This is a genomic window from Paenibacillus sp. OAE614 (assembly GCF_040546645.1).
GTDB classification, from domain to species: domain Bacteria; phylum Bacillota; class Bacilli; order Paenibacillales; family Paenibacillaceae; genus Paenibacillus_AQ; species Paenibacillus_AQ favisporus.
The window spans coordinates 1,114,923-1,141,877 of record NZ_JBEPOD010000001.1 but is presented as its reverse complement, the minus strand read 5'-3'; the positions used below and the strand labels follow the sequence as shown (position 1 = coordinate 1,141,877).

Sequence of the window (26,955 nt, the reverse complement as noted above, 5' to 3'; positions counted from 1 at the left end):
AGATTGATTATTCCATTAACTAACGAAAGGGGCATGCCTTCATGCGCTGTCAACATTGTAATCATAACCAGGCAACCGTAGGTCTGAGCCTCACTGTCAACCATAAATCCGAGAAATTGTTTCTTTGCGAAGATTGCTATGCCAAAGTAAACGGCGGCGTGCCGTTTGCGGCCGGCTTTGGTCCTTCCGGCAGCTATTCTTCTCCGCTGGAAGATTTGTTCCGCGGCTTCATGCAACCCGGCCAGCCGGTATCCGGCGCGGCGCAGCAGCCTCCGAGAGCAGCCGCTCAAGAGAGCGGACGGCGCGGCGGCGGTCTGCTGGATCAGCTCGGACGCAATCTGAACGACGCGGCGCGCGGCGGCAAGATCGATAACGTCATCGGCCGCGATGAAGAGATCGACCGCGTCATCGAAATTTTGAACCGCCGGAACAAGAACAATCCGGTGCTGATCGGCGAACCGGGCGTCGGCAAGACGGCCATCGCCGAAGGGCTGGCGCTGCGCATTACGGAGGGAAGCGTACCAGCGAAGCTGCGGAGCAAGGAAGTCTATTCGCTCGACGTCGCCTCCCTCGTAGCCGGAACCGGCATTCGCGGGCAATTCGAAGAAAAGGTCAAGCAGCTGATCGCCGAGCTGGAACAGCGTAAGAATGTTCTGCTGTTCATCGACGAGATCCATCTGCTCGTCGGCGCGGGCTCCGCAGAGGGCTCTATGGACGCCGGCAACATCCTGAAGCCGGTGCTGGCACGGGGCGAGCTGCAGGTCATCGGCGCCACGACGCTTAAGGAATACCGTCAGATCGAGAAAGACGCCGCGCTGGAGCGCCGCTTCCAGCCGGTGACAGTCGACGAGCCGACCGCCGAGGAAACGATCGAAATTTTGAAAGGGCTGCGTCCGAAATACGAGCAGTTCCACGGCGTACGCTATCCGGACGAAACGCTTGAAGCGTGCGTGCGTCTGTCCAGCCGCTATATCCAGGACCGCTTCCTGCCCGATAAAGCGATCGACCTGCTCGACGAATCGGGCGCTAAGCTGAATCTGCGGGCTCCGGTCGGCAGTGCGGACGAGATCCGCGCCCGTCTGGAACAGATCACAATCGAGAAAGACGCGGCCGCCCGCGATGAAAACTACGAGCTCGCCGCCAAACTGCGCGACGAGGAAGCCGACCTGCAGCAGCGTCTGAACGGGGATGCCGCTGCCGGGGAGGTGTTCGAAGTAACTGTGGAGGATATCCAGAACATCATCGAGCGTAAAACCGGCATCCCGGTCGGCAAGCTGCAGGCGGATGAGCGCGGCAAGATGAAAAATCTGGCCGCCCGCCTCGCAAGCCGCGTCATCGGCCAGGGCGAAGCCGTCGACAAGGTCGCCAAAGCCGTTCGCCGCGGACGCGCCGGACTTCGCAGCGACTCCAAGCCGATTGCGTCCTTCCTGTTCGTCGGGCCGACCGGCGTCGGCAAGACCGAACTGTCCAAGGCGCTGGCCGAAGAACTGTTCGGCAGCACCGATTCGATGATTCGCCTCGACATGAGCGAATACATGGAGCGGCACTCCGTCTCCAAGCTGATCGGTTCGCCACCAGGATACGTCGGTCATGAAGAAGCCGGCCAGCTGACGGAACGCGTACGCCGCAACCCGTACAGCATTATCCTGCTCGACGAGATCGAGAAGGCGCATCCGGACGTGCAGCATATGTTCCTGCAGGTGTTGGATGACGGCCGTCTGACCGACAGCCAAGGGCGTACGGTAAGCTTCAAGGATACGGTGATCATTATGACTTCTAACGCCGGCACGGCCGCCGATAAGAAAATCATGGTTGGTTTCACCGCCAAATCCGAGCAGACCCGCTCGATTCTTGATTCGCTCGGCAGCTATTTCCGGCCTGAATTCCTGAACCGCTTCGACGGCATCGTACCGTTTGCCTCGCTGAAGGAAGAAGACCTCGTAACGATCGTCGACAATATGCTCAGCGAAGTATCGGCTACCCTGTCGGAGCGCGGCATCTCCCTCGACGTGACCGGCGAAGCGAAACGCAAGCTGGCCGAACTGGGTTACGATCCGGCCTTTGGCGCCCGTCCGCTCCGCCGCGTTATTTCCCAGCATGTGGAAGACGGCATCACCGATTTGCTGCTGGACGACGAAGACGTTAAGGAGATTCGTGTCGAACTGGAAGCAGACCAAGTTCGCGTCGTTCGCGCTTAACGTCCGCCGAATAGCCAGCTTATCAGCCTTAATTTAGAAAGCTGTCCCTTAACCGCCACGCGGTATGGGACAGCTTTTTTATGTGTACAGACAATCAGGACTCGCACAACACGGCCAGCTCTCCCTTCTCCCTTCGCTGTTCCAGATGCCCGCTATAAAGCACCAGCCCCTCTTCTCCCCCCTCACCCTCTGAGCACTCCGCGACGCACAGCCCTGCCTTTCGACCGTGAAACATAATGAAATGTTCAACGAAAAAGCCCTTCACCCGGCCACGGACGGACGCCGCACATAAACGGAGAACACCGGGCATACTAAGCCGACAACCGCAATCCACGATAAATAGGACGAAAGAAATATATTTTTCGTTTCATAAATTTAACGTTGACGTTAACGTTAGTCAGGATTACAATGGGTAATGTTACCCGGGAATCTTTGAGGGAGGAAGGAAATGGATGAATATAAAATCGACGATGTCGCCCGAGAGTGCGGCTTGACGAAGCGAACGATCCGTTATTACGAAGAGATCGGCGTTTTTCCAACCCCTGAACGGAGCGAAGGAGGCACCCGCCTCTATACCCGCGAGGACATCGAGTACTTGAAGAAGATCGTCAATGCCAAAGAAATTCTCGGTTTCAGCCTGCAGGAGCTGGTTTCGTACTTATCCGTATCGGACGCTTACAAGCTGCACCACCAGACCTACCATGACATGACCAGCCGGGCTCATCGGAGGCAGCAATTGACCCATATGAGCGAGATGCTGGAAGAACAGCTTCAGATGCTGCGCACCAAAGTGGAAAAAATGCGCCTTATGCAGCAGGAACTGGAACAAACGCAGACGCGGCTGGATGATTTCATCCGCAAATTCGACGAGGAAACCGATTCCCAGGAAAGCTGAAGCCGCTGCACGCGTCTATGCAAGGGCGTCGACAGACGTTTTTTTGTTGTGGAGATTCATGAAAACTTGAAAATACATGATTCATCAAAATGGAGGTAATGTTACTTATGAAAACCAATGCTTCGCAGCCCCTTGAGCTGGAACAGCGCCAAGGAGGGCTGTTGTCCCAGCCGAAGGCGGTATGGGCGATCGCTTTTGCCTGTATCATCTCTTTTATGGGCCTCGGCCTGGTTGACCCGATTCTGCCGGCCATCGCTGAGCAGCTGCACGCATCCAAGAGCCAGGTTTCGCTCCTGTTCACGAGCTACAACCTGGTAACCGGCGTAGCGATGCTGATTACCGGCGTCATTTCCAGCCGGATCGGCATCAAGAAGACGCTGCTGACCGGTATGCTGCTCATCGTCATCTTCGCGGCGCTGGGCGGTCTGTCGAACTCCATCGGCGGCATCGTCGGTTTCCGCGGCGGCTGGGGACTCGGCAACGCCCTCTTCATCGCCACCGCGCTGTCCGCGATCGTCGGGCTGTCCACGTCCGGCACGGCCAAAGCGATCATTTTATATGAAGCCGCGCTCGGTCTCGGGATTTCTGTCGGACCGCTGCTGGGCGGCGAGCTGGGCTCCATCTCCTGGCGCGGACCGTTCTTCGGCGTGGCCGTGCTGATGGCCATCGGATTTATTTTCGTTACGTTTATGCTTCCGAACGTGCCCAAGCCGAAAAAAGCCAGCACGCTGGCCGACCCGTTCAAGGCGCTGTCCTATCCGGCGCTGCTGATCCTTGGAATTACAGCATTCCTGTATAACTTCGGCTTCTTCACCCTGATGGCGTACTCGCCGTACGTCATGGACCTGGATGAGCACGGCCTGGGTTATGTCTTCTTCGGGTGGGGCATTCTGCTTGCCTTCACGTCGGTATTCGTCGCTCCGAAGCTGCAGAAGCGCTTCAGCGTCGTGTCGTCCATTGCAGCGGTGCTTACGCTGTTTACGATCGTGCTGCTCATTATGGGCATCGGCACGTATAATCACTCGCCACAAACCGTTATTGTCTGCGTCATCGTGGCCGGGATCTTCCTGGGCATCAACAACACGCTGATCACCACGGCCGTCATGCAGGCCGCTCCGGTGGAGCGTTCCGTCGCTTCCGCGGCATACAGCTTCGTCCGCTTCCTCGGCGGTGCCGTCTCTCCATGGCTCGCCGGCAAGCTGTCCGAGTGGTACCATGCCGAGACTCCGTTCTACTTCGGTGCCGTCATGGTCTTCCTCGGCGTCGTCGCCCTGCTCGTATCCCGCCGCAAGCTTGCCCATGTTGACCGGGCAGAAGGCCATTAAGGAGGTTCTTATATATGTACTCACATATTCTCGTACCCGTCGACGGATCCAAGCATGCCCGGCATGCGCTGGATTCCGCCGTATCGCTTGTGCAGAGCCTGAATACCGCTCCCGAGCTCGTGGTTCTGCACGTCAACCCGACCGTTTCTATCAATGAACCGCCGGTAGGCGTAGATCTGGAGGAGCATATCCGCCAGGAAGGCGAAAAAATACTCGCCCCGGCCACCGAAGAAGCGAGCCGCTCGGGAATCGCCTTCCGCACGGTCAGCAAAACCGGCGATCCGGCCAAGGTCATCTGCCAGACAGCCAAGGAAGAGTCGGCCGACCTGATCGTGATGGGCAGCCGGGGCATGGGCCTCGTGTCGGAAATGCTGATCGGCAGCGTCAGCCACAGCGTCGTCCAGCATGCGCACTGTCCGGTGATGATCGTCCGCTAACCCTCCCCACAAAGTGGAGTTTTTGCTCCAACATGGATTCAAATCCTTGCTGGGACCCCGGACCTTATAAATCTTTATAAAACAAATAAGCCGTCCCCCCATTCATCTTCTGGGGAGACGGCTTTTTGCTGTGCTGCAAACGGCGGCTCATCCAAACCGTCCGGAGATATACTCCTGGGTCATGGCATTGGCCGGGTTGGTGAAAATAATTTCCGTATCGTTATGCTCCATCAGCGTGCCAAGGTAGAAATACGCCGTATAATCGGAAATCCGTGCGGCCTGCTGCATGTTGTGCGTCACGATGACGATGCTCAGCTCTTTCTTGAGCTCGACGATCAGTTCCTCGACCTTCGAGGTCGAAACCGGATCGAGGGCCGACGCCGGCTCATCAAGGAGCAGAATCCCCGGGTTGACCGACAAGGCGCGCGCAATGCACAGGCGCTGCTGCTGGCCGCCCGAGAGCGACAAGGCGGACTGCTTCAGGCGGTCCTTCACTTCGTCCCACAGCGCCGCTTTGCGCAGGCTGGACTCGACGATCTGGTCGAGCTCTTTTTTATTTTTCACGCCATGGTACTTCGGTCCAAAAGCGATATTTTCGTAAATGGATTTATAAAATGGATTCGGCTTCTGCCATACCATTCCGATTTTTTGCCGCAGCTGAATGACGTCGGTGGAAGGATCGTTGATGTCCTCCCCGCCGATCCAGATCTTCCCCTTGATCACGGCCTGGGAGATCTCGTCGTTCATTCGGTTCAGGGACCGCAGAAACGTCGATTTCCCGCAGCCGGACGGGCCGATAAGCGCGGTAACGCTCTTGTCCGGGAAGGTCAGGCTGATGTTCTTCACGGCTTCGTACGCCCCGTAAAACACGCTCAGGTTTTCAGTGCGGAATGTAGTCGATGATTGTTGCATGCTCATTTCTCCTATCCCATTCGTTTGGATGCCGTCATGATCTTGTAGAGCAGGTTGCCGAACCAGCGGGCAAACAGGTTGAAGACAAGCACGAGGATCACGAGCACCGCCGAAGCGCCGGCGGCAATTTCCGCCGCGTCGGGCGCAATGCCCTCACTGTTGATTTTCCAGATATGCACGGCCAGCGTTTCTGCCGGTCGGAACGGATTGATCGGCGACGTCGGGCTCAGCGGGTTCCAGTTGGTAAAATCAAGGCGCGGCGTGGACATCCCTGCGGTAAACAGGAGCGCTGCCGCTTCCCCGAATACACGTCCTGCCGCCAGAACCGTACCGGTCACGATGCTCGGCAGGGCGACGGGAAACAGCACGGACGTGATGATTTTCCATTTCGATAATCCGAGCGCAAGTCCCGCTTCCTTCTGCTCCTTCGGTACGCTGCGGAACGCCTGCTCCGTGATGCGGACCATGAGCGGCAGATTAAAGATCGTCAGCACCAACGCGCCTGAGAAGAGCGAAAAACCAAAGCCGAACGTGTTGACGATCAGGAGCAGACCGAACAGGCCGACGACGATAGACGGAAACGAGGACAGCACCTCGACGACGAGGCGGATTGCTCCAGTGATCTTGCCTGGCTTGGCGTACTCGGCCATATAGATGCCGGCACCCAGGCCCAGCGGAATTGTAATAATAAGCGTCAGTACCAGCAGGAACAAGGAGTTAAACAGCTGCGGACCGATGCCGCCGCCCTCCCGGATCGTTTGGGGCACTGAAGTCAGGAAGTGCCAACTGATGTGGCTGAGTCCCCGGTACAGAATAAATCCGAGCAGTCCGAGCAGAACCGCCACGATTAATAGGGAAAACACCACAATAATGGCTGTTGCAATTTTGTCAGCGGCTTTAGCTTTCAAATCCGATTTCTCCTTTCGAGCAGGCGAACGATAACGACGAAGATAAAGGTCATGAACATGAGTGCGAGCGCCATGCTCCACAACGCGTTACTGTGCGCGGTGCCCATGACGGTGTTGCCCATATCCAGCGTAATGACGCTGGTCAGCGTTGAGGCGGATTCGAACAGCGACCGCGGAATATGCGGCGCATTCCCGATGACCATCTGTACCGCCAGCGCTTCCCCGAAGGCGCGGGCCATGCCGAGGACCACCCCGGTCAGAATAGAAGGAAGCACGGTTGGCAGAATAACTCTGTAGATGGTTTGCCAGCGCGTTGCGCCAAGTGCGTACGAAGACTCCTTGAGGCCCCGCGGCAGCGAGGACAGGGCGTCGGTACCGATACTCGTAATCGTCGGCAGGATCATGACCGACAGCACGATCGAGCCCGCGGCGATCCCGATCCCCTGACCGGGAAACATGTCGCGCAGGGCGGGAACGATGACCGTCAGGCCGACAAATCCGTATACGACAGACGGAATTCCGGCAAGCAGCTCAATGACCGGCTGCAGCAGCTTTTTGCCCCAGCCCGGTACGATTTCCGTCATGAACAGCGATGCGCAAATGCTGAGCGGACTGGCGATGACCGCTGCCAGAATCGACGTCGCGAATGAGCCGAAAATAAACGGCATGACGCCGAACTGCGGCTCGCCATGGTTGCCGTCCGGATCCCATTTGGAGCCGAACAGAAACTCGCTGAAGCTGACGCCGTCTTTGAAGAAAGTCGCGAGTCCTTTGGAAGCCACAAAATAAACGATGGACAAAATAATGACGATCAGCAGAATCGCGCAAATCGTCGTATAGCTGCGTCCCGCGAAATCTTCCATATGATGTTTTTTAAACCGTCCGGGACGGGGGTTGTCAGCGATGCCTACAGGCCTTTCATCTATAGCTTTCATCGTTGTCCTTCTTTCTAAAGTGAAAATAGAGGCAGAAGTTGGTCTCTCCGCCTCTTGTCGTACATATTCAGTGTTTCATGAGAGCTCAAGGAACCTGATGTTATTTCGTGATGTTGCCATCCTTGTCGCGTTTCACTTCCATTTTGGAAGCCGGAATGTATCCGAGCTCAACCACGTCGCCGTTTTGCACAGCATCCGAAGTCATGTAGTCCAGGAACGCCTTCACTTCCGGAGCAGGCTCACCTTTGGTATACATGTGCTCGTAAGCCCATACTGGGTATTTCCCGGAGGCTACGTTCTCTTCCGTTGCTTCCACACCGTCATATTTCAGAGTTTTCACTTTGTCGTCCAGGTAGGACAGAGCAAGGTATCCGATGGCACCTGGCGTTTCGGAAATGATCTTTTTCACTGTACCGGAAGAATCTTCTTGGATCGAACCTTGCAGGTCTTCGGTCTTCGTTCCGAGTGCATATTTTTCAAACGTTGCGCGGGTACCGGAGCTTGCAGGACGGTTGACGATAACGATCTTTTCATCCTTGCCGCCAACGTCTTTCCAGTTCGTGACTTTACCTGTGAAAATATCAACTAGCTGCTGCTTCGTCAGGCTGTCTACGCCAGCGTCAGGATTCGTTACAGCCGCCATGGCTACAACGGCCACTTGATGGTCAACGAGTTCTTTGGCTTTGTCTGCATCCAGCTTTTCTTCAGCAAATACGTCGGAGTTGCCGATGTTGGCTTGGCCGCCGGAAACTTGAGTCAGGCCGGTGCCGCTGCCGCCGCCTTGAACTTGAACTTGGATTTGGGAATATTGGGACTCGCCCATGAATTTTTGCGCCACTTGCTCGACGAGCGGTTGAAGCGCGGTGGATCCTACAGCAAGAACGGAACCGCTGAGCGTTTCCTCTGCCGCCGGTTTATCTTCAGTCGTGGTTGTTCCCGCAGCACTGCTGCCGTCTGAGGTTGCGTTGTTTTTGCTGCCGCAGGCAGCCAGCATAAGTACCAGGACCAACGTACAAAACATAAGTAACGGTTTTTTGAATTTCATAATCTAATGTTTCCCCCCATTTTGGTTTGCCGTGTAACTCTATGAAGTTTACCGACAAGTTCATTGTAGTTCTCTATCATTTTGTAAAATGATGCGTTTTGTAAAAAGAAAGATAAATATCGGAATATAATCTTTATGAGTCCATAGATTAATTCTATAATAAAGAGGAATCGGACGTGACCGAGGGGGAATCATCGTTGAATTTGTTAAAATTGCAAATCCTTGTTTATATTGAAAAATACAAGAAGGTAACCGACGTAGCCAAGGAGCTGGATATGAAACAGCCGACCGTCACCTTTCATATGAAAAGCTTAGAGGAAGAGCTGGGCATCGCCCTCTTCGAGTCCAGGCGGGGCCGCATCCTCTTAACCGACGCCGGCAAGGCGTTATACCCTTACGCCGTCAAAATGACGGGGCTGGCCGTCGAGGCCCGGAAGGCAGTGCAGGACTACGCCGATTTGGGCAAGGGCATTCTTCATATCGGCGCCGACAGCCTGATGGGGACGATTCACCTGCCCAGGCTCGTCAACCGGTTCTGCCGGCAGTATCCCGGCATCCAGATCGAGCTGACCGTTCAGCCCAGCAGGACCATTCAGGAGCTGCACTACAACCATGAAGTGGACCTGTCCTTCTATTACTCGCAGGACGTAGCGGCTGCCGGCATCAAGGAGGACTTGCTACTGGAAGACGAGCTTGTCGTCATTTTTGCGCCAGGACACCCTTTCTCTAGCCTGAAATCGCTGAGCGACCAGCTGGTCGCCCAACACTTCTTCATCCAGCATGCCGAAGGCTCTTTTATGCGGGACTTCACCCGGACCTACGCGATCGAGAGCGGAATCCACCTGTGGGAACGCATGATCATCAATTCGCCGGAGTCGGTCAAGCACACGGTAGAGGACGGGGATTTCATCTCCTTCTATCCCTTGTCCGGCATCGCAAGCGAGCTCGCCGCCGGAAGTCTCCAATACTTGCCCGCCCCCGGACCCGCAGGCAAATCGGTCAAGGCCTATATGGCCTATCATGCCGATCAGCCCTATTCGCCGCTCAGGGAGCAGTTCAAGCAGTTCGTCAAACAGCAAATCACCGAGCAGGATATGAAGCCCTGATTCCACGGAATCGGGGCTTTTTTGGGCTCCGCCCCCTATGATCGCCCCGCATACTACAACTGTTTCTACCTCGTCTTACCCTACGAAAAACGGACAACCCAGGTAAAAAAACACTTTACAATTCTCCCCATCTGTTTTAGCCTATACTCAATAAAGTTTCCTTAGGTAAAAATTTTTATATATGTGCATTAATTTGTCCCAAGAGAAACTTATGTCAGAGTTTTCATAATCCAAAGGAGGTTTATGCTATGCTCCCCCGTCACCGCGACCCTTCGGTGTCCGTCGACAGCCTATTCGTCTCCTATCACGGCAAGGATGCCCTTCGCGGCGTCAGTTTTACGCTGCTTCCCGGCAGTATGACCGGTATTATCGGACCTAACGGAGCTGGCAAATCCACGCTGATGAAGTCGCTCCTTGAACTGATTCCGCGGGATCACGGCGAGGTTCGCATCCTCGGCGGCAGCGTCAAGGAAGCCCGGACCCGCATCGCCTATGTTCCGCAGCGCAGCGAAATCGACATGACGTTCCCGATTACAGTGATCGATACCGTCCTGCTCGGCACCTACCCGAAGCTCGGCCTGCTCAAGAGGCCGCGGCGGCAGCATAAAGAGCTGGCCTACCACTGCCTGGAGAAGGTCGGCATGGAGGATTTCGGCTCCCGGCAGATCGGCGAGCTGTCCGGCGGACAGCAGCAGCGCGTATTTCTGGCCCGGGCACTTGCCCAGGAGGCGGAGCTGTTCTGCCTGGATGAGCCCTTCGTCGGCGTGGACGCCGCCAGCGAGGAGACGATCGTCGCCATTTTGAAGGAGCTTCGGGATCAGAACCGCACGGTGCTCGTGGTCCATCACGATTTGAGCAAGGCGGAAGTGTATTTCGACGGGCTTGTGCTGCTTAACGGCGAGCTGATAAAGGCAGGTCCGGCCCGCGAAGTCTGCCGTCCGGACATTCTCAGCCAGGCTTATGCGGCGCAGCTGACCTTTCTTGAAAAGAACGGAGTGGGTGTGTAATGGAATTTCTGAGCGGAATCCTGGAATACGGCTTTTTGCAAAAAGCGCTGCTGACCTCGGTCATGGTCGGAATGATCTGCGGCATTATCGGCTGTTTCATCATTCTGCGCGGCATGGCGCTCATGGGCGACGCGATTTCCCATGCGGTCCTGCCCGGCGTCGCCCTGTCCTACATGCTGGGCATCAACTTCTTTTTCGGCGCCGTGGTGACGGGCGTGCTGACGGCGCTCGGCATCGGATACGTCAGCCAAAACAGCCGGATCAAAAACGACTCGGCTATCGGTATCGTGTTTACGTCCTTTTTTGCCATCGGCATCATCCTGATTACCTTTGCGAAAAGCTCGACCGACCTGTACCACATCCTGTTCGGCAACGTGCTTGCGGTCCGCGCCTCCGACATGTGGATCACGCTGATCATTGGCATCGTAATCGCCGCGGTCGTCTACTTGTTCTATAAAGAGCTGCTGGTCAGCTCGTTCGATCCGGTTATGTCCGCGGCATACGGGCTTCCCGGGCGGCTTATCCATTACCTGCTGATGACCCTGCTCACCCTTGTGACCGTCGCCTCCCTGCAGACCGTCGGCATCATCCTCGTCGTCGCTATGCTGATCACCCCCCGCCTCCACCGCTTATCTGCTGACCAACCGGCTGTGGGTGATGATTTATCTGGCTGCCGGCTTTGGCGCGTTATCAGCCGTGGTGGGGCTGTATTTCAGCGTCAAATACAATCTCGCCTCCGGTGCAGCCATCGTGCTCGCGTCAGCTATCTGGTTCATGCTGGCATTGGCCTTTTCACCAAAACAGGGCGTCCTGTGGCGGCATTTCCGTTCCCGGCGCAAAAAGGCGGCGCTGAAAGGCCTTTGACGCCGTCTGCCCGGAAGGCAGCAGGGTTCGCACCGCAATGATTCTTTTTAAATAGGAGGGAATCGTATGAAACATAAAAGGAAGGTTTGGCTCGGAGCCGTACTTATGCTGGTCCTGGCACTTGCCGCCGGCTGCTCCGGTCAAACCGGGAATAAAGCCGGCTCTTCCGGGGAGAAGCCGGTCGTGCTGACCACCTATTCGATCCTGTACGACATCGTGAAGCAGGTTTCTGGGGACCGCGTAGAGCTGTATTCGATCGTGCCGATCGGCACGGACCCCCATGAATATGATCCGCTGCCGGCGGATCTCAAGCATGCCAGCGATGCCGATGTCATTTTCTATAACGGGCTTAATCTGGAGACGGGGAACGGCTGGTTCGCCAAACTGCTGGAGACGTCGGGAAAAGCGGGGGAAGACGCCCCTGTCTATGCACTGAGCGAAGGCGTGGAGCCGATGTACCTGACCTCCGCCGGCAAGGAATCCGAGCAGGATCCGCATGCCTGGCTGAGCATTGAGAACGGGATCCGCTATGCTGAGAACGCCCTTGCGGCGCTGACGAAAGCAGACCCGGCCAACCGTGAATATTACGAGCAGAATGCCGGGAACTATATCGAGGAATTGAAGAAGCTGCACGATGATGCCGTGACACGCTTTGCCGACATCCCGGAGGAACGCCGGGTTCTCGTTACGAGCGAAGGGGCCTTTAAATATTTTTCCGCGGCTTACGGGCTGAAGGCCCAATACATTTGGGAGATCAATACGGAGAACCAGGGCACCCCTGAGCAGATGAAGCGGATTATCGATATCGTGAAAGCAGAGCAGGTGCCAGCATTGTTTGTGGAGACCAGCGTAGACCCGCGCAGCATGGAGAGCGTCTCCAAGGAGACCGGGGTTCGGATATTCGGCAAGGTGTTCACCGATTCCACCGGTAAGCCCGGGGAAGAGGGAGACAGCTACCTCGCCATGATGAAATGGAACCTCGATACGATTCATGCCGGATTGACGAAGTAACGGGAACCGCCGCCTTTTTCCACACAGCATCTCCCCTTCTCACCGATGGAATGATCCTGTCTCTTCCTATATATAATAGAGTGATGACATCCTTCTTCATCAATCATCAGCCCGGTTCGGGAGGCTATGCCCAGCCGGGTCCACCCCCTCTTTCGCATCCCGGGCGATTCTTGCAATTCCCTGGGCCCTGTGCTTAAATTGCAATAGTGTAATAGTTACTATTAACTTCATTCTCCCGCGTATGGCCCGGCTTAGCACAGGTGTCCAAGCCTTGTGTTTGCTGTGGCCTGATGGCGTTTTTGATAAGGGGTAATCTATGATGCTGAAGAGGGAACGCGGGCGGCCCGCCGGCAGGACAACCTGCGGATGACAGACCGTACGCTGCTAATTCCTATACGCCCTTGGATGGGCTTAGCGATCTGTGTGGAAATTATGAAAGGGGCGTCGATTGATTTTGCATAACCGTTTTTCATGGAGAGCGCTGATAGGTAAACCTTTTATCTTCTTCTCCATTGTCATGATTTTAAAAATGCTTTTGGTCTGGACGGTCGTGTTCAGGGAAAATGCCGGAGGCTTCGGCATGATGCTGCTGACGGGCATACCGCCCGTATGGCTGCTCTTCTCCCTGATCGAAACGCTGGCCTACCGCAGGAAGCTGGTCACCTACCTGATTGTGGACCTGGTTCTGACCATTATTTATTTTGCCGTCATTATGTACTATAAGTATTTCGGAGTTATCGTAACTTATCATGAGCTTCGCCAAGTAAACCAGGTATCCGAGGTCAACAGCAGCGTCTTTTCGCTCATGGATCCGTATTATTTGTTCATTTTCACCGATATCGTCGTGCTGTTCATCCTTATCTGTTCCAGCCGGCCGTTCCGCGCCTTTGGCCGCAGCTTGTCCGTCCGAAATGGCCGCCCGTGGTTTGCGGGGGGAGCCGTCCTGGCACTGATCGCCTGTGCCGCGTGCATTTTTCCGTTCCGGAGCGGGATGAACGAATTCCAGCAGGCCCGGGATATGGGGATTCTCAACTATGAAGCGTATGTCGGCTTTGCCCCTTCCAAGAACATCAAGGTCGACGCCAAGTCGGTCACGCCTGAGGCGGTTGCCCAGGTGAAAGGAACGACCGAGCCGGCGCAGCCGGCATACTGGGGTGCCGCCAAGGGCAAAAACGTCATCGTCATTCAGCTCGAAGCGTTCCAGAATTTCCTCGTCAACCTGAAGATCGACGGCAAGGAAATTACCCCGAACATGAACAAGCTGGTCAAAGATCATATGTATTTCCCGCATTTCTTCCAGCAGGTCGGTCAGGGAAACACGGCGGATGCTGAATTCGTCGTGAACACTTCCCTCTACGTTCCGTCCAACGGGGCTGCTTCCGAGGTGTATGCGGACAAGGCGCTGCCGAGCGCCCCCAAAACGTTTGCCGCGAGCGGCTATCAGACGGCGACGTTCCATACGAACAGCGTCGTGTTCTGGAACCGGGATCAGCTGTATAAAGCGCTTGGTTGGGAAAAATATTACGACGACAAGTTTTTCGGCAAAAATGACCTCGTTTCATTCGGTTCATCGGACGAGCTGCTATATGCCAAGACGGCCGACGAGCTGGCACGGATGCAGGGAACCGGCAAGCCGTTCTACGTACAGGTCATTTCCATGTCAGGCCATCACCCGTTCCGCATCCCGGAGCGCAAGTTCAAGATGGAGCTTCCCGACCGTTATAAGGGAACCCTTGTCGGGGATTATATCCAGTCCCAGAACTATGCCGACTACGCCCTCGGCCAGTTCGTGGACGAGCTGAAGAAAAACGGCGTCTGGGACAACAGCGTCATCGTCCTGTACGGTGATCATCAGGGACTTCCGATATATTCGCTCAATAACAAAGAGAAAAAGCTGATGAAGGAAATTTACGGAAGGGAGTACACCCTCCCCGATATGATGAACATCCCGCTCGTCCTCTCTGTGCCGAACCAAAAAGCCCAGACGCTGGAGCAGGTCGGCGGGCAGTCGGATATTTTCCCGACGCTGGCCAATCTGATCGGCGTCTCGCTGAAGAACCAGGTGCACTTCGGCCAGGATCTGCTCAACCAGAACAGTCCCGTGCTGCCGCAGCGGTATTACCTCCCTTCGGGCTCGTTTATTTCGGCTAAGGGAGCGTTCGTACCGGGCTCCGGTTACGCCGACGGGGTGACCTATCCGCTGAACGGAGGCAAGGTCACCAAGCCGCTGGATTCCAAGGAAACGTACGAGCGGGCGCACAAGCTGATCAGCATGTCGGATGCTTATGTGGCGGCGCTGCCGGAGTGGAAGGATCAGGAGAAGGAGCATGCAAACACGGAGACGACTTCTCCTCCGGCCGGATCCGGAGCAGGGACTTCCCCGGCAGATGATAAAACGAGCAGCACCAAACCCGCAGATGCCAAGACAGATGGGACCAAACCGGCGGATGCCAAAGCAAGCAGCACTCCAACAGATACCCAGGCTGACAATACACCAACGGGCAGCAAGCCAGGCAATACCACCCCTGCGAATGATTCGGAAAAGCCGTCCAAGCCGGGCGATGCTGCAGGCAAATAAAACTTATGCTTTAGAAACCAAACAAGACCGGAAGGAATCTTCGCGATTCCCCCGGTCTTTTTATTAGCTGGCAGCACAGGAGCATTTTGCCCAATCGTTAAACGAATTGTGAATTTTTCTTTTACCCCCTTTACAAAATGTAAAATCGGAGTAAATTTTATAGTATAAGCTTTCTCTTCTCTTTACGAGACGTGGCTCAGCTTGGTAGAGCGCTTGCTTCGGGAGCAAGAGGTCGCAGGTTCAAATCCTGTCGTCTCGATCCTTTATACAATCAATAGTTGCGGGGTTGTTGACCGCAACTTTTTTGTGTTCAAGAACGACAGATGTCTACATATCACAATCACAGCAGGCTAAAGAGCATCGGCCTGGCCTCATTTTCGTGGTAAGCCTCTCTCCCCTTTTTTCCTGCGTAAAATGTAATCTCCTCAACGAACGATGACCCTCTGTTTTCTACTGTACTAAACTCTCCATATCGGGCTGTAGTTTGTTCCGCAGCACATACATCATGATGGCCCCAACAAGGAACGCGACGGCATCCGCAATGACGAGCGACCAGACCACCCCGTGAAACCCGTTCATTCGATTGGCGATATAGAGCACAGGAATCAGAGTAATTCCTTGAATAACCGACATAATAAACGCGGCGGTTCCTTGTGCGGTCGCTTGGAAGATCCCCGTAAACAACGTGGTCATGCCTGTAATGAACAAGGATAGGAACGTCACATGCAGAATATAGCTGCCCATTTCGATTAACTGCGGGTCATTCGTAAATAAACCGATCAAGTGGTCGGAAATTAGATAGACGATGATGCCGAACGCGACGGCTAACGCTACAATCGTTTTGATCGTAAATCCGATCGTTTGCTTCATACGCAATTTATTCGCTGTAAAAGAGAAAGCAATCAATGGCACGACTCCCTCACATAAACCCATAAGAATAAACTCGGGAAACTGCAATAAACGCGATGAAATTCCGTAAGCTGCAACGGCCGAATCTCCATATTCTACAAGAAAACGATTAAAGATGAGCGACATGGCCCCCAAAAAGATACTCATGATAAAGACGGGCACTCCAATTTTGATGACATTGCTCAAAATCTCTTTGGACGCCTTAAACCATTTAACGGAGATCGTTAAAAATGAGCTCTTGTATCCCATATGGTAGGCGTAGAATACGCTCGCGACCAGGTTGGAATCGACCGTAGCAGACGCAACGCCGATAACGCCCCAATGAAAAGCGAAGATGACCAGCGCATCGAGAATAATATTCACGACAACACTCAGAATCATACCCATCATCGACGTCATTGCCGCACCCTCCGAGCGTACGATATTTTCCAGTGTGAAAAATAAGATGACGAATGGTGAACCAATAAGCATCATCGTGACATAGTCCTTCGTGAATCCGAAGGAGTCGGGCGTTGCCCCCAATCCATGGACAATGGGATCAATCAGCGGGATACCTACGGCCATCACGATAAGACCAATAACTAAACTGCTGTAAAAAGCGAATGAAGACACATGCTTGACATCATCAAATTTTTTCTCTCCCAGCAAACGGGAAATGAAGGTACCGCCGCCGATGCCAATCAAGTTGCCCAGTGCCATGATGATGGCGAACAACGGCAAGGTTAGCGCGAGAGCGGTTAACATAGCCGTATTGTGGAGTGTGCCCAGGAAATAGGCATTCAATATGGAAGAGATGACACTCATTGACGTGCCCAGCATCATCGGTACAGCGAAATGAGCTACAGCTTTGGCGACCGGTGCCTTTTCAAAGTAATAAAGATTTTCTGTATCCATGCGGGTCCCTGCTTTCTTTATTGTTTTAGGTCAACCGTCTAACAGTGCAGATGTCATCTTACAGTGTTAGTTTGAACCTTACAGTGTTAGATGATATCATGGTCTTATGAACATGTAAAGCATAAACTTACACTGTTAGGTAAAAGGATGGATTCCCGATGAAAAAACAGCAGCCTCAGATTTCGGAGGATCGGATTTTGGAAGCCTCGTGGGAGCTTCTTGGCGAGGAAGGTATCGAAAAGTTCAGCATGAGACGATTGGCCGACCGGCTGGGGATTCAGGCTCCCTCGATATACTGGTACTTCAAGAGCAAACAAAATCTCTACCAGCGTCTGGCCAACCAGGTATCGAAAATCATTCTGGAGGAGTACCACGCCGAGGGGGACTGGAAGGAGCAGCTGAAGGGGCTAGCGGTAACGGTGCGAAGCGTGCTCGGCCGGTATCCCTGCTCCACACAGCTCATGATGTTGACGCTGCCCCACGAACCGGACATCATCCGGTTCACCAACCGGATGCTGCTCTGCGTTGAATCGACACCGCTCGAGCAGGAGCAGAAAATGCAAGTGGTTCTTACGCTTATGAATTATATTTTCAACTTCGTTCTGGACGATTATGAGCACCAACGCAATGTCTCCGCGATTGTTAAGGAGCACGGAGAAGGAGCGCTTCCGGGTGAGGAGATGATTCGCCTTCTGGACTCCATGAGCGAGGCGGATGCCGGACTGTTCCGGAGGATGTTCACGAACGGGCTGTTCGAGCTGATGGGGACAGACAAGGCGTTCGAGTTCGGACTGAAGCTGATTCTGCTCGGGATCGAGCAGGTGATCCAGGAGCAGGAGAAATAGAATGTAAAAAACCGCCCATCCGGTTATCGGATGGGCGGTTTCAATAGAGTTACCGTTTAAATCGTAAAGACGGCTTTCTCAGGAGGGATTCTCCTGAAGGGAGTTATCTTTTTTACTATGAATCACCCTGCCTCTGTACAGGGTAACGATGGCCGAAACAATAGCCAGGATAACAAACAGACCTCCGATCCAGGCATTGGCAGTAACCTCATAACGACTGATCACCGCGCCGCCGATGGCAGATCCCGCAGCTACGCCGAGATGCAGCGAGGAGGTATTCAGAGAGAGTTGGATGTCCGCCGACTTTGGTGCAAACCTCACCAAATAGCTTTGAATAGCCGGACTCGGCGCCATGTTAAACGCACACCAGACGATGACGACGGGCAGCAAGCGCAGCATGGAGGCAGCTGCCCAGGGCAGAAGCAGGATCGCCATGGCGTGGAGCAGCAGCGTGACGATCATTGTCCGGGCTGCCCCAAAGCGGTCGGCCGCCCACCCTCCAATCCACCCACCTGCAATGCCGGCGAGCCCATAAACCAGCAAGACGAAGCTGATTTGACCGGGAGACAGGTTCAACATGGTCTGTAAAAACGGCGTGATATAGGCATAGATCGTAAACTGGCCTGTCATTTGCAGAATGGAGACGAGATGGGCGAACACAATTTTAGAATTTCCCAACGTACGCAGCTGTTCCCGCATCGGAAGCTTAGGCGGAGACGCCGCTTGGGGCAGAAATTTCATGATGCATATCGTCACAATCAACGAAAGTACGCCAATAAAAGCAAAGGTTGCCCGCCAGCCCCAAGCCTCGCCGATCAATGTCCCCAGCGGAACGCCGAGCACGAGGGCGCCACTGATCCCCATAAAGATCATTCCAATCGCACGCCCTTTTGCTTCAGGTGTCACAATCCCCGAAGCCAGGGTGATCGACAGAACGACAACAATGGAGCAGCTTGCCGCCAGAATAACCCTGGATAGCAGCAGCATCGTAAAATTCGGACTTAACATAGACATGATATTTCCAGCCGTAAACACCAGCATGGCGATGACCAGCAGCCTTCGGCGTTCAACCTTCGTAGTTAAAGCGATCAAGACGGGGGATCCTAAGGCGAAAACCAGAGAATACACCGAAACCAGTTGGCCGGCCACACCGACGGAAACGTGCAGATCCCTAGCGATCATATCCAAAATCCCGGCAATGACCAGTTCAACTGAGCCTACTGTAAAGGCAGCCAGCGCCAGAATGAAAATGCGCTTATCCATTACTCTTCCTCTCCTTTCTTTCAACCTGATTATGAACCAGCCGAAAAAAGCAGAGGTAGTCTAAAAATCGCAAATGATTGCCTGATTCTCTCAAAACGATTCATCGCTGGACCCAACAGGGTTTATAATGGACATAGATAAGGAGGGGAAAACAATTCATGCGGGATTTATCCAACCACGCCAATTCCTTGGTTTCGTATCAGAAGGAATTGTCCCTATTGATGGAAAGACATACGGACGGAGACGGCATTCACGAGACGCTCATTCCTTCCCTTTCCCTGATTCGCAGTTCGAAAACGACGTTCCCTTCGTTTTCGGTCCATGAACCGGAGCTGTGCATCGTCTCCCAAGGTTCGAAGGTGGTCATGCTTGCAGACGAGAGCTTTACGTATGGGCCGTCCAGCTATCTGGTCATCTCCCTGGATTTGCCCGTCTCCGCACAGATTATTGAAGCATCGCCTGATGTGCCTTATTTGTGCTTCAGGCTTAAACTTAACCTAAAAGATGCGTTGGACTTAGTAAACGAGGCGAATCCGGTATCCCGGAAGAAGCTCCGTTCGAAACGGGGGTTATTCGTGGAACAATCGACTGCTCCTCTGCTGGACGCGGCTGTCAGGCTTACACGCCTGCTCGATAACCCGGAGGATATACCGATACTGGCACCGCTCATCGTTCGTGAGATCTTATATCGGGTTTTGCAGGCAGAGCAAGGGGACGTATTAAGGCAAATGGCCTTGAGGGGAAGCAGCTCGAACCGGATTGCCGTGGTGGTAGAGCAGCTGAAGCGGGAATACATGGAGCCGCTGCGGATCGATGAGCTGGCGGCGGCTGCCCATATGGCCCCCTCCTCCCTGCACCGTCACTTTAAGGAGGTCACGGCCATGAGCCCGCTGCAGTACCAAAAGCAGCTGCGGCTGCAGGAGGCCCGCCGTCTCTTGTTATCCGAATCTGCCGATGCAGCGGATGTTGCTTTTCGAGTCGGTTACGAAAGTCCGTCCCAATTCAGCCGCGAATACGCCCGGCTTTTCGGCCTTCCGCCGATCAGCGACATCACGCGGCTTCGGGAGCAGTTAGGCCGGGTGCCCTGATCCAAGAGCCCCCGGCTCCAGTCTGTAATCACAATCCAGAAGAGAATAAAAAAAACGCCTATCGGCGTAAATAAACATAAAAATAGGATCATGCAATGCCTTTCAGCAATTACATGATCCTATCAACGATGCGGTCGAGAGGACTCGAACCTCCACGGGGGGTTAGCCCACACGGACCTGAACCGTGCGCGTCTGCCAATTCCGCCACGACCGCATATTCAGTTGGTCACGTTCGAAATGTTTTTTTCTTAGCGACAAGATAGATCTTACCATGGATCCATTATCATCGTCAAGCGTTTCGCCAAACTTTTTTTATAAAGTTGAAAAGCGGAGTCCGGGACGAATCTGCCGGGTGATTCCCCGGTCTCTCTCGTTCCAAAACTCCGCCGTGTTTCGTTACCTTCTGACCGTCTTCCCTGCCTCAAGGGTCAGCTCTTTCCCCTTGTGGCGGATCTGCAGCGGTTCACCCTCCAGAAGTCCATATCCCGTTCCTTCCGCGTCGACAAGCACCTCCAGAAGCCGGCCCTGGTTCATGATCCGGAAGCGGTAGCTCTCCCACTGCCCCGGCAGCGCCGGCGCAAATTCCAGCATGCCGTCTACCAAGCGCATGCCCGCAAACCCGTATACGATGGACATCCAGGACCCGGCCATGGCCGCCGTATGCAGCCCGTCCTTGGCATTCCGGTTGATGTCGTCCAGATCCATGCGCACCGTCCGGTCGAAATAAGCATACGCTTCTTCGAGTTCGCCGATCTCGGCCGAGACGATGCTGTGAATGCACGGCGACAGTGAGGAATCATGCGTCGTCAAAGGCTCATAGTAGCGGTAGTTCCGGATCTTCTCCTCCATCGTGAACCGTTCGCCGAGCAGGAACAGCGCCAGCACCAGATCGGCCTGCTTCAGCACCTGGTGGCGGTAGATGACGAGCGGATGAAAATGCAGGAGCAGCGGGTACTTGTCGGCCGGCGTGTTCTGAAAATCCCATTTGGCCTTCGCCAGGAACGTATCGTCCTGCGCATAGATGCCGAGTTCGGCATCATGCGGCACGAACATGTTCTGTGCGGCCCTGCCCCAAAGCGCGATTTCCTCGTCCGTCAGGCCGATCGCCGCCCGCAGGCGCTGATCTTCCGCCGGATGTGATTCCGCCAGCCAGCCGGCCACCTGCACTGCGTAGCGCAGCTGATCCTGCACCATAAGGTTCGTATAGGCGTTATTGTTGACGATGGCCGTATACTCGTCAGGTCCGGTCACGCCGTCGATGCAGAACTTTCCGTCGCGGGCGGGGTTGAAGTGTCCAAGGTCCAGCCAGAACCTCGACGTCTCAAACAACATTTCGGCGCCCTCATTCAGCAGGAAATCGGAATCTCCGGTGGCGGACACATACTGCTTGATCCCGTAGGCAATGTCCGCGTTGATGTGGGCCTGGGCCGTACCGGCCGGATAATACGACGAGTTCTCTTCCCCGTCGATGGTCCGCCAAGGGAACAAAGCTCCCTTCTGCGACATGACCCGGGCCCGTTCGCGGGCTTTGTCCAGCGTGGCGTAGCGGAAATGCAGCAGCGCCCTGGCAATATCCGGCCGGGTATAGGTGAAGAACGGCAGCATGTACATTTCCGTATCCCAGAAGTAATGGCCCTCATATCCTTCGCCTGTGAGGCCCTTGGCGCCGATGTTGGTCACGCCGTCCCGGCCGACGGACTGCAGCAGTTGAAACGCATTGAAGCGGATGCCCTGCTGCAGTGCAGGGTCGCCGGTGATTTCCACGTCGGCGGTTTTCCAGAACTGTTCGAGAAAAGACTGCTGTTCTTGGGCAAGCACCTCAAACCCCGACTGCCGAGCCATCCGCTGAACCTCTTCAGCACGGACAAGCAGTTCCCCTTCGGCATAATCCTTGGACGTATGGTACGTGACGTATTTGGTGAGGGCTGCGCTCTCCCCCTGCCGGAGTGATACGGTAAATTCGGATGCCGCATACTCGTTCTCCGACCACGCCGACGTCTGGGAGGGCTGATTCGTTTGCAGATCATGGCTCATGGCCGTCAGGAGCACGAATCCCGAATGCCGTGTACGCTGTCTCATCCAGGACAGCTCTCCGTCACGGCCCGTATCTTCGAGCAGCAAGCTCGGCTCAGCTCTGGCGGCGCCTAGACGGGGATCGCCGTTGTTGTTCTGCGATGCGATCTTGCCGTCCATCGCGGAGGTCAGGCTGATGGCCCCGCTGAAATTAAGGGCGGTGACTTCATAATGGATCGCCGCCAAATGCTTGTGCTGGAGGGCGGCGAACCGGCGGATCCGGATCCGGGCACGCTGGCCGCCGGGTGCTTCCCACTCGATCTCGCGCGTCAGCATCCCCTTTTTCATGTCCAGCTCCCGCCGGTAGTCGTGGACGACGCCGCTGTTCAGATGGAACAGCTGGCCCTCGATCCGCAGCTCCACCCGCTGCGCGTTGGTCACGTTCAGCATCGCGTGATTCCGCTCCGGATACCCGTACGCCCCTTCGGGATACACGATCGGCTCGGAGTCATAGAACCCGTTCAGATAGTTGCCGGTGACGGAGGTTCCCAACATGCCGTAAAAGCCTTCCTCGAAATTGCCGCGCATGCCGATATATCCGTTGCCGATGGCAAACAGACTTTCGCTGCGCTGGTTGTTTGCCTCGTCATACGTTTCCTCGGACAGACTCCATGCCTCATAAGGGTACAGCGGCTGCGGCCTCACATACGTTTCCATTCTCATCTTCGACTTCAGCTCCTTACGCCGCAAGGGCTTCATTATATGTTCATGTTACCCAGCGGTACCGTTAACCTTTCACCGATCCGCCCATCAGTCCTCTGACGAAGTACTTCTGGAGTAGGAAGAAGATCGCAAGCGGCATCAGCATCGAGATGAAGGCGGCGGACGTCAGCAGGTGCCAGTCGTTGCCGCGGGAGCCGACCAGATCGGCGATTTTCATCGACATGACCTGCACTTCCGGCTGGTTGCCGATAAAGATCAGCGAGACGAGATAATCGTTCCATACCCACAGAAACTGGAAGATGCCGATGGAAGCAAGCGCCGGGACCGACAAGGGCAGGATCAGGCGGCTGAAAATCGTGAAGTGGGTAGCCCCGTCCATAAAGGCCGATTCGAACAAGTCCTTTGGCAGCTGGCTGATGAAGTTGTACATAAAGTAGGTAACCAGCGGCAGGCCGAACGCCGTATGTGCCAGCCAGATCCCGAGGTAGCTGCCGTTCAAGCCGAGCGAAGTATAATCCTTCAGCACGGGGATCAGCGCCACCTGAATCGGAATGACCAGCATCGCGATAATGACGACGAACAGCGTCTTGCGTCCCGGGAACCGCAGCCAGGCGAAGGCATAGGCGGCGAAGGAAGCGATCAGGACCGGAATGACCGTCGCCGGAACCGCAATCGTCAGCGTGTTCCAGAACGCCTGGGATAAGCCGGTTCCCTTCTCCTTCGACTCGCTGCCGTCGGCATTTTTGATCGTATACTCCTTGCCTGTGATCACGTTCTTATAGTTATCGAGCGTCAGTTTGGACGATCCGACCCAGCCCTGATCCTGCACACTGATTTCGCGCGCGCGGCGGTTTTCCCAGGTCAGCCGTTTTCCGTCTTGCATGACGCCGCTCTTGAGCTGGTCGTCCGTGTACGTCTGGCCGTTCACTTCGATCGGCCCGCGCAGGTCGACATCCTTGGACAGCTGAATGGTGTCTTTCGTTTTCCATTCCTGGTGAGGGAATACCTTCCACCATCCGGTCTCCAAAATATCCGCAGCCGGACGGAAGGACGAAATCAGCAGCCCCAGCGTCGGCAGCAGCCATACGAAACAGATGATACCGAGCACGATGTTAACGATCCACTTTTTGCTTCTTCTCTTCTTTTTGCCTGCCATGTCAGAATCCCCCCTGCTTGCGGAACTGGCGCAAATTGATGATGATGACCGGCAGAACGGCGATCAGGAGCACGATGGCCAGCGTTGAGCCGTAGCCGAAGTTCCGGTACATGAAGAACTGCCGGTAGAACTGGGTCGCCACTACTTCCGTGCCGTACTGTCCGCCCGTCATGACCATGACCACATCGAAAATTTTCAGGGTGAACACGATGATCGTCGTCGTGACGGTCAGAATCGTCGTCGAGATAAACGGAATGATGATGCGGAAGAAAATGCGGATTTCGCCGGCTCCGTCGACGCGGGAGGCTTCCAGAATATCGTCCGGCACGCCCTTGATGGCCGCCGAGAAGATCACCATGGCGAAGCCCGTCTGCATCCAAATCAGGATGATGATCAGGAAGAAGTTGTTCCACGGCTGGAGCATGCTGACCCAAGCCTGGGGCTCACCGCCGAGCGCCATTACGATGGCGTTCAGGAGGCCGATCTGCTCGTCTCCCGGCTGATAATAGTACACAAACTTCCAGATGACGCCGGCCGCCACGAAGGAAATGGCCATCGGCATGAAAATGATCGATTTTGCGATCCGCTCATAACTGCTCCGGTCTGCAAGAATGGCAATCAGCAGCCCAAAGGCGACACACGCCAGTGTTCCGACGAAAACCCACAGCAGGTTGTTGCGCAGCGCGGTCGCGAGCAGCCGGTCGCTGAAAATGGCGATATAGTTGCCCAGACCGACGAACTTATCAGAAGACGCATTGAAAAAGCTCAGGTACAGCGTACGCAGCGCTGGCAGCACGAGCAGCCAGCCCAGCACCAGAACCGCCGGCCCGATAAACACATACGGGAGCACGCTGCGGCTGATCCGGTCGGGAAACTTCTCCACCGCCCAGGTGAACGTATAATAAATCAAGTAAACGCCCAGAACGCCCCATAGAACGGCCAGCACTGCGGTAAGCAGCGGGTTCAGGGACGAATCCCGGAAAAAGACGAAAATCGCGCCGTTGACGGCGATATTGGCGATCAGGACGCCCAGAAAGATGAGCAGCGCCTTGATGCTGAATCCCGGTTTCGTTTGCGTATTCATAGGTATCCTCCTAAACAGACGACTTCATGGGTAGATCACACGCGGGGAGGAAAAAGAGAGGCCGACGGATCGCTAAACCCGATCAGCCTCTTTTGTTGCCCCATCCCTGCCTCTGCGCTGCCAAAAAGCTAAGCGGCTGCGGTTAGTTGTTCCAGCCAGCCTGAATTTGCTTCAGCGCCTCATCCAGCGTCGCAGTGCCGCTGACATAGTCGGTCATGCCCTTCCAGAACGTGCCGGCGCCCACTTTGCCCGGCATCAGGTCGGAACCGTCAAAACGGAGGGTCGTCGCATCCTGGACCAGCTTCGCCATGCGGCGGTCGGACTCGGAGGTGTACCAGTCAAGCGAAGCGTCGTTCATCGGAGCGATCACGCCGCCGGACTGCACCCACGACTTGATCGATTCGCCGGTCGTGAAGAACTCCATCACCGCGCGGACTTCCGGACGGTCGTTGAACATGGCATAGATGTCTCCGGCCACAAGCACCGGTTTGCCGTATTTCGAATCGATCGGCGGCAGGTAGAACCAGTCGTAGTCCTGGTCGACCTTAGCCGTTTCAGGGAAGAAGCTGGTAATAAAGTTGCCTGTCAGGTTGAACCAGGCTTTCGGAGGATTCTCGAACATCGGCTTCGGCGCATCGCCGAAAGCGGTCGTCACGATCGATTTGGTGCCGCCATACACATAGTCCTTGTTCATCCAGATTTTGGACATGAGTTCAAACGCGTTCTTCACTTCAGGCGATGTGAAAGGCAGCTCGCCTTTGACCCATTTGTCGTAGTTTTCAGGTGTTGTCGTGCGCAGCATAATGTTTTCGATCCAGTCGGTACCCGGCCAGCCGGTAGCCGCGCCGCTCTCGATGCCGATCGTCCATGCCGGGTCGCCGTCCTTGGCGATCTGCTCGGTCAGAGCCATCATTTCGTCCCAAGTTTCCGGAACTTTGTAGCCGGCTTCCTCAAACTGCTTTTTCGGATACCAGACCAAGCTCTTCACGTTGCTGCGGTTCCAGATGCCGGCCATAATTTTGCCGTCCTTGCCGTCCATCGTCCCCATGTCGAGCCAGCTTTGGTTGTAGTTCTTCTTCAGTTTCTCCTGGTCCAGAACTTTGGTCAGGTCCACCACTTTGCCGGTCTTGGCGATTGAGGCCAGCAGGCCTGGCTGCGGGAAGTCGGCGATATCCGGCGCGTTGCCGCCGTCCACACGGACGTTGATGGTCGCCTCGAACTCCTTGGAGCCTTCATATTGAATATCGATGCCCGTTTTATCCTCAAAGTCTTTGATGCTGGACTCGAATTTCTTCTGGTCCGCATCCACAAACGGCCCGAACATCGTCACTTTGGTGCCTTTATATTTGCCCTGAAGCGCCTCCTCCAGCGGCGAACCCGGTGTGGCCGCAGGCTCGGTTGCCGTTGCTGTCGAACCTCCGTTGTTAGACGCCGTACCAGCAGGTTCTGTCGTAGGACCTGCATCCTTGCTGCTTCCGCAGGCGCTCATCACCATTGTAAACGACAGTCCCAGCACCATCAGCAGCGATAGTTTGGGCTTTGATGTTTTTTTCATTTTGGAACATCCCCTTTTCTTCATTTAGAAAACGATTCATGATTCCTGATTCAGGTTACGGATGCCATCACGGGTTCCTAGCTTAGCGGCCGCTCACCCCCTTCATAGAATTGAATTCGGCGCCCTCCTGAAACATCCAGTTCATACACCAATGAACATATTGGTCAAATACAACGCTTACATGAATTCGGGAGGAAATCTCCC

At 55.0% G+C, this 26,955-nt stretch carries 20 protein-coding genes, 2 tRNA genes and 1 pseudogene; 12 read left to right on the top strand and 11 right to left on the bottom strand.

The genetic code is table 11. From position 1 onward, the window contains the following. Positions 1-41: 41 nt before the first annotated feature. The 4 genes from ABIE48_RS05725 (at position 42) to ABIE48_RS05710 (ending at position 4,855) form a co-directional block, all read left to right on the top strand. The gene (locus tag ABIE48_RS05725; RefSeq protein WP_192715091.1) at positions 42-2,198 is read left to right on the top strand and encodes an ATP-dependent Clp protease ATP-binding subunit; all 2,157 of its coding nucleotides are present in this window, start codon (positions 42-44) and stop codon (positions 2,196-2,198) included. Positions 2,199-2,646: 448 nt separating this feature from the next. Next, the gene (locus tag ABIE48_RS05720) at positions 2,647-3,093 is read left to right on the top strand and encodes a MerR family transcriptional regulator (RefSeq protein ID WP_076170277.1); all 447 of its coding nucleotides are present in this window, start codon (positions 2,647-2,649) and stop codon (positions 3,091-3,093) included. A 107-nt stretch (positions 3,094-3,200) separates the two neighbouring features. After that, positions 3,201-4,418 carry an MFS transporter gene (locus ABIE48_RS05715; RefSeq protein WP_089546024.1) on the top strand — a complete coding sequence of 406 codons (1,218 nt, stop codon included), beginning with the start codon at positions 3,201-3,203 and terminating at the stop codon, positions 4,416-4,418. A 14-nt stretch (positions 4,419-4,432) separates the two neighbouring features. Continuing rightward, complete coding sequence (locus tag ABIE48_RS05710; RefSeq protein ID WP_192715093.1) at positions 4,433-4,855, top strand: universal stress protein; 423 nt, start codon at positions 4,433-4,435, stop codon at positions 4,853-4,855. Between the two features lie 147 nt (positions 4,856-5,002). Here the strand turns inward: ABIE48_RS05710 and pstB are convergent, their stop codons facing one another. The 4 genes from pstB to ABIE48_RS05690 form a co-directional block, all read right to left on the bottom strand. Further along, positions 5,003-5,773 (bottom strand): phosphate ABC transporter ATP-binding protein PstB, encoded by a 771-nt coding sequence (pstB, locus tag ABIE48_RS05705; RefSeq protein ID WP_084203887.1) that lies wholly within the window; start codon positions 5,771-5,773, stop codon positions 5,003-5,005. Between the two features lie 5 nt (positions 5,774-5,778). Beyond that, positions 5,779-6,675 carry a phosphate ABC transporter permease PstA gene (gene pstA / locus ABIE48_RS05700; protein ID WP_076170281.1) on the bottom strand — a complete coding sequence of 299 codons (897 nt, stop codon included), beginning with the start codon at positions 6,673-6,675 and terminating at the stop codon, positions 5,779-5,781. Then, positions 6,672-7,538, bottom strand: a complete 867-nt coding sequence (pstC, locus tag ABIE48_RS05695; protein ID WP_260869391.1) for a phosphate ABC transporter permease subunit PstC — start codon at positions 7,536-7,538, stop codon at positions 6,672-6,674. Before pstC ends, pstA begins: the two co-directional genes overlap by 4 nt. 172 nt (positions 7,539-7,710) lie before the next feature. Then, positions 7,711-8,655 carry a phosphate ABC transporter substrate-binding protein PstS family protein gene (locus tag ABIE48_RS05690; protein ID WP_145024962.1) on the bottom strand — a complete coding sequence of 315 codons (945 nt, stop codon included), beginning with the start codon at positions 8,653-8,655 and terminating at the stop codon, positions 7,711-7,713. Between the two features lie 197 nt (positions 8,656-8,852). On the opposite strand from ABIE48_RS05690, the gene ABIE48_RS05685 reads away from it, so the two are divergent. From ABIE48_RS05685 to ABIE48_RS05660, 6 genes and pseudogenes are all read left to right on the top strand, one after another. After that, positions 8,853-9,761, top strand: coding sequence for a LysR family transcriptional regulator (locus tag ABIE48_RS05685; RefSeq protein ID WP_186326007.1), 909 nt, complete (start codon positions 8,853-8,855; stop codon positions 9,759-9,761). Between the two features lie 248 nt (positions 9,762-10,009). After that, positions 10,010-10,768 carry a metal ABC transporter ATP-binding protein gene (locus tag ABIE48_RS05680; RefSeq protein WP_145024966.1) on the top strand — a complete coding sequence of 253 codons (759 nt, stop codon included), beginning with the start codon at positions 10,010-10,012 and terminating at the stop codon, positions 10,766-10,768. Next, positions 10,768-11,632, top strand: a pseudogene (locus ABIE48_RS05675) (metal ABC transporter permease). The gene ABIE48_RS05680 and the pseudogene ABIE48_RS05675 overlap by 1 nt, the downstream one beginning before the upstream one ends. Before the next feature lie 66 nt (positions 11,633-11,698). Further along, entirely contained in the window at positions 11,699-12,643 is a 945-nt protein-coding gene (locus ABIE48_RS05670; RefSeq protein ID WP_192715095.1) for a metal ABC transporter substrate-binding protein, read from the top strand. Between the two features lie 580 nt (positions 12,644-13,223). After that, complete coding sequence (locus ABIE48_RS05665; protein WP_354518481.1) at positions 13,224-15,221, top strand: sulfatase-like hydrolase/transferase; 1,998 nt, start codon at positions 13,224-13,226, stop codon at positions 15,219-15,221. A gap of 185 nt (positions 15,222-15,406) precedes the next feature. Continuing rightward, positions 15,407-15,480: transfer RNA gene (locus ABIE48_RS05660), tRNA-Pro, on the top strand. Between the two features lie 191 nt (positions 15,481-15,671). Here ABIE48_RS05660 and ABIE48_RS05655 read toward each other — a convergent pair. Next, entirely contained in the window at positions 15,672-17,024 is a 1,353-nt protein-coding gene (locus ABIE48_RS05655) for an MATE family efflux transporter (protein ID WP_192715097.1), read from the bottom strand. Between the two features lie 158 nt (positions 17,025-17,182). Here ABIE48_RS05655 and ABIE48_RS05650 point away from each other — a divergent pair, with 158 nt between their 5' ends. Further along, complete coding sequence (locus tag ABIE48_RS05650; RefSeq protein WP_192715098.1) at positions 17,183-17,869, top strand: TetR/AcrR family transcriptional regulator; 687 nt, start codon at positions 17,183-17,185, stop codon at positions 17,867-17,869. A 78-nt stretch (positions 17,870-17,947) separates the two neighbouring features. Here ABIE48_RS05650 and ABIE48_RS05645 read toward each other — a convergent pair whose 3' ends face one another. After that, positions 17,948-19,132, bottom strand: a complete 1,185-nt coding sequence (locus ABIE48_RS05645; RefSeq protein ID WP_192715099.1) for an MFS transporter — start codon at positions 19,130-19,132, stop codon at positions 17,948-17,950. Between the two features lie 158 nt (positions 19,133-19,290). On the opposite strand from ABIE48_RS05645, the gene ABIE48_RS05640 reads away from it, so the two are divergent. Next, the gene (locus ABIE48_RS05640; protein WP_192715100.1) at positions 19,291-20,220 is read left to right on the top strand and encodes an AraC family transcriptional regulator; all 930 of its coding nucleotides are present in this window, start codon (positions 19,291-19,293) and stop codon (positions 20,218-20,220) included. A gap of 129 nt (positions 20,221-20,349) precedes the next feature. Here the strand turns inward: ABIE48_RS05640 and ABIE48_RS05635 are convergent. The 5 genes from ABIE48_RS05635 to ABIE48_RS05615 all read right to left on the bottom strand — a co-directional run bounded on the left by ABIE48_RS05635 (position 20,350) and on the right by ABIE48_RS05615 (position 26,751). Next, a tRNA-Leu gene (locus ABIE48_RS05635) sits at positions 20,350-20,434 on the bottom strand. Between the two features lie 182 nt (positions 20,435-20,616). Further along, positions 20,617-22,956: a glycoside hydrolase family 65 protein gene (locus ABIE48_RS05630; protein ID WP_192715101.1), complete on the bottom strand. Its 2,340-nt coding sequence runs from the start codon at positions 22,954-22,956 to the stop codon at positions 20,617-20,619. A gap of 64 nt (positions 22,957-23,020) precedes the next feature. After that, entirely contained in the window at positions 23,021-24,112 is a 1,092-nt protein-coding gene (locus tag ABIE48_RS05625) for a carbohydrate ABC transporter permease (protein ID WP_089546004.1), read from the bottom strand. A gap of 1 nt (position 24,113) precedes the next feature. Further along, a complete protein-coding gene (locus ABIE48_RS05620; protein WP_192715102.1) occupies positions 24,114-25,196 on the bottom strand; it encodes a carbohydrate ABC transporter permease in 1,083 nt (360 codons plus the stop codon). A 142-nt stretch (positions 25,197-25,338) separates the two neighbouring features. Continuing rightward, on the bottom strand, positions 25,339-26,751 hold the full coding sequence (locus ABIE48_RS05615; protein ID WP_145024986.1) for an ABC transporter substrate-binding protein: 1,413 nt from the start codon (positions 26,749-26,751) through the stop codon (positions 25,339-25,341). Positions 26,752-26,955 lie beyond the last annotated feature (204 nt).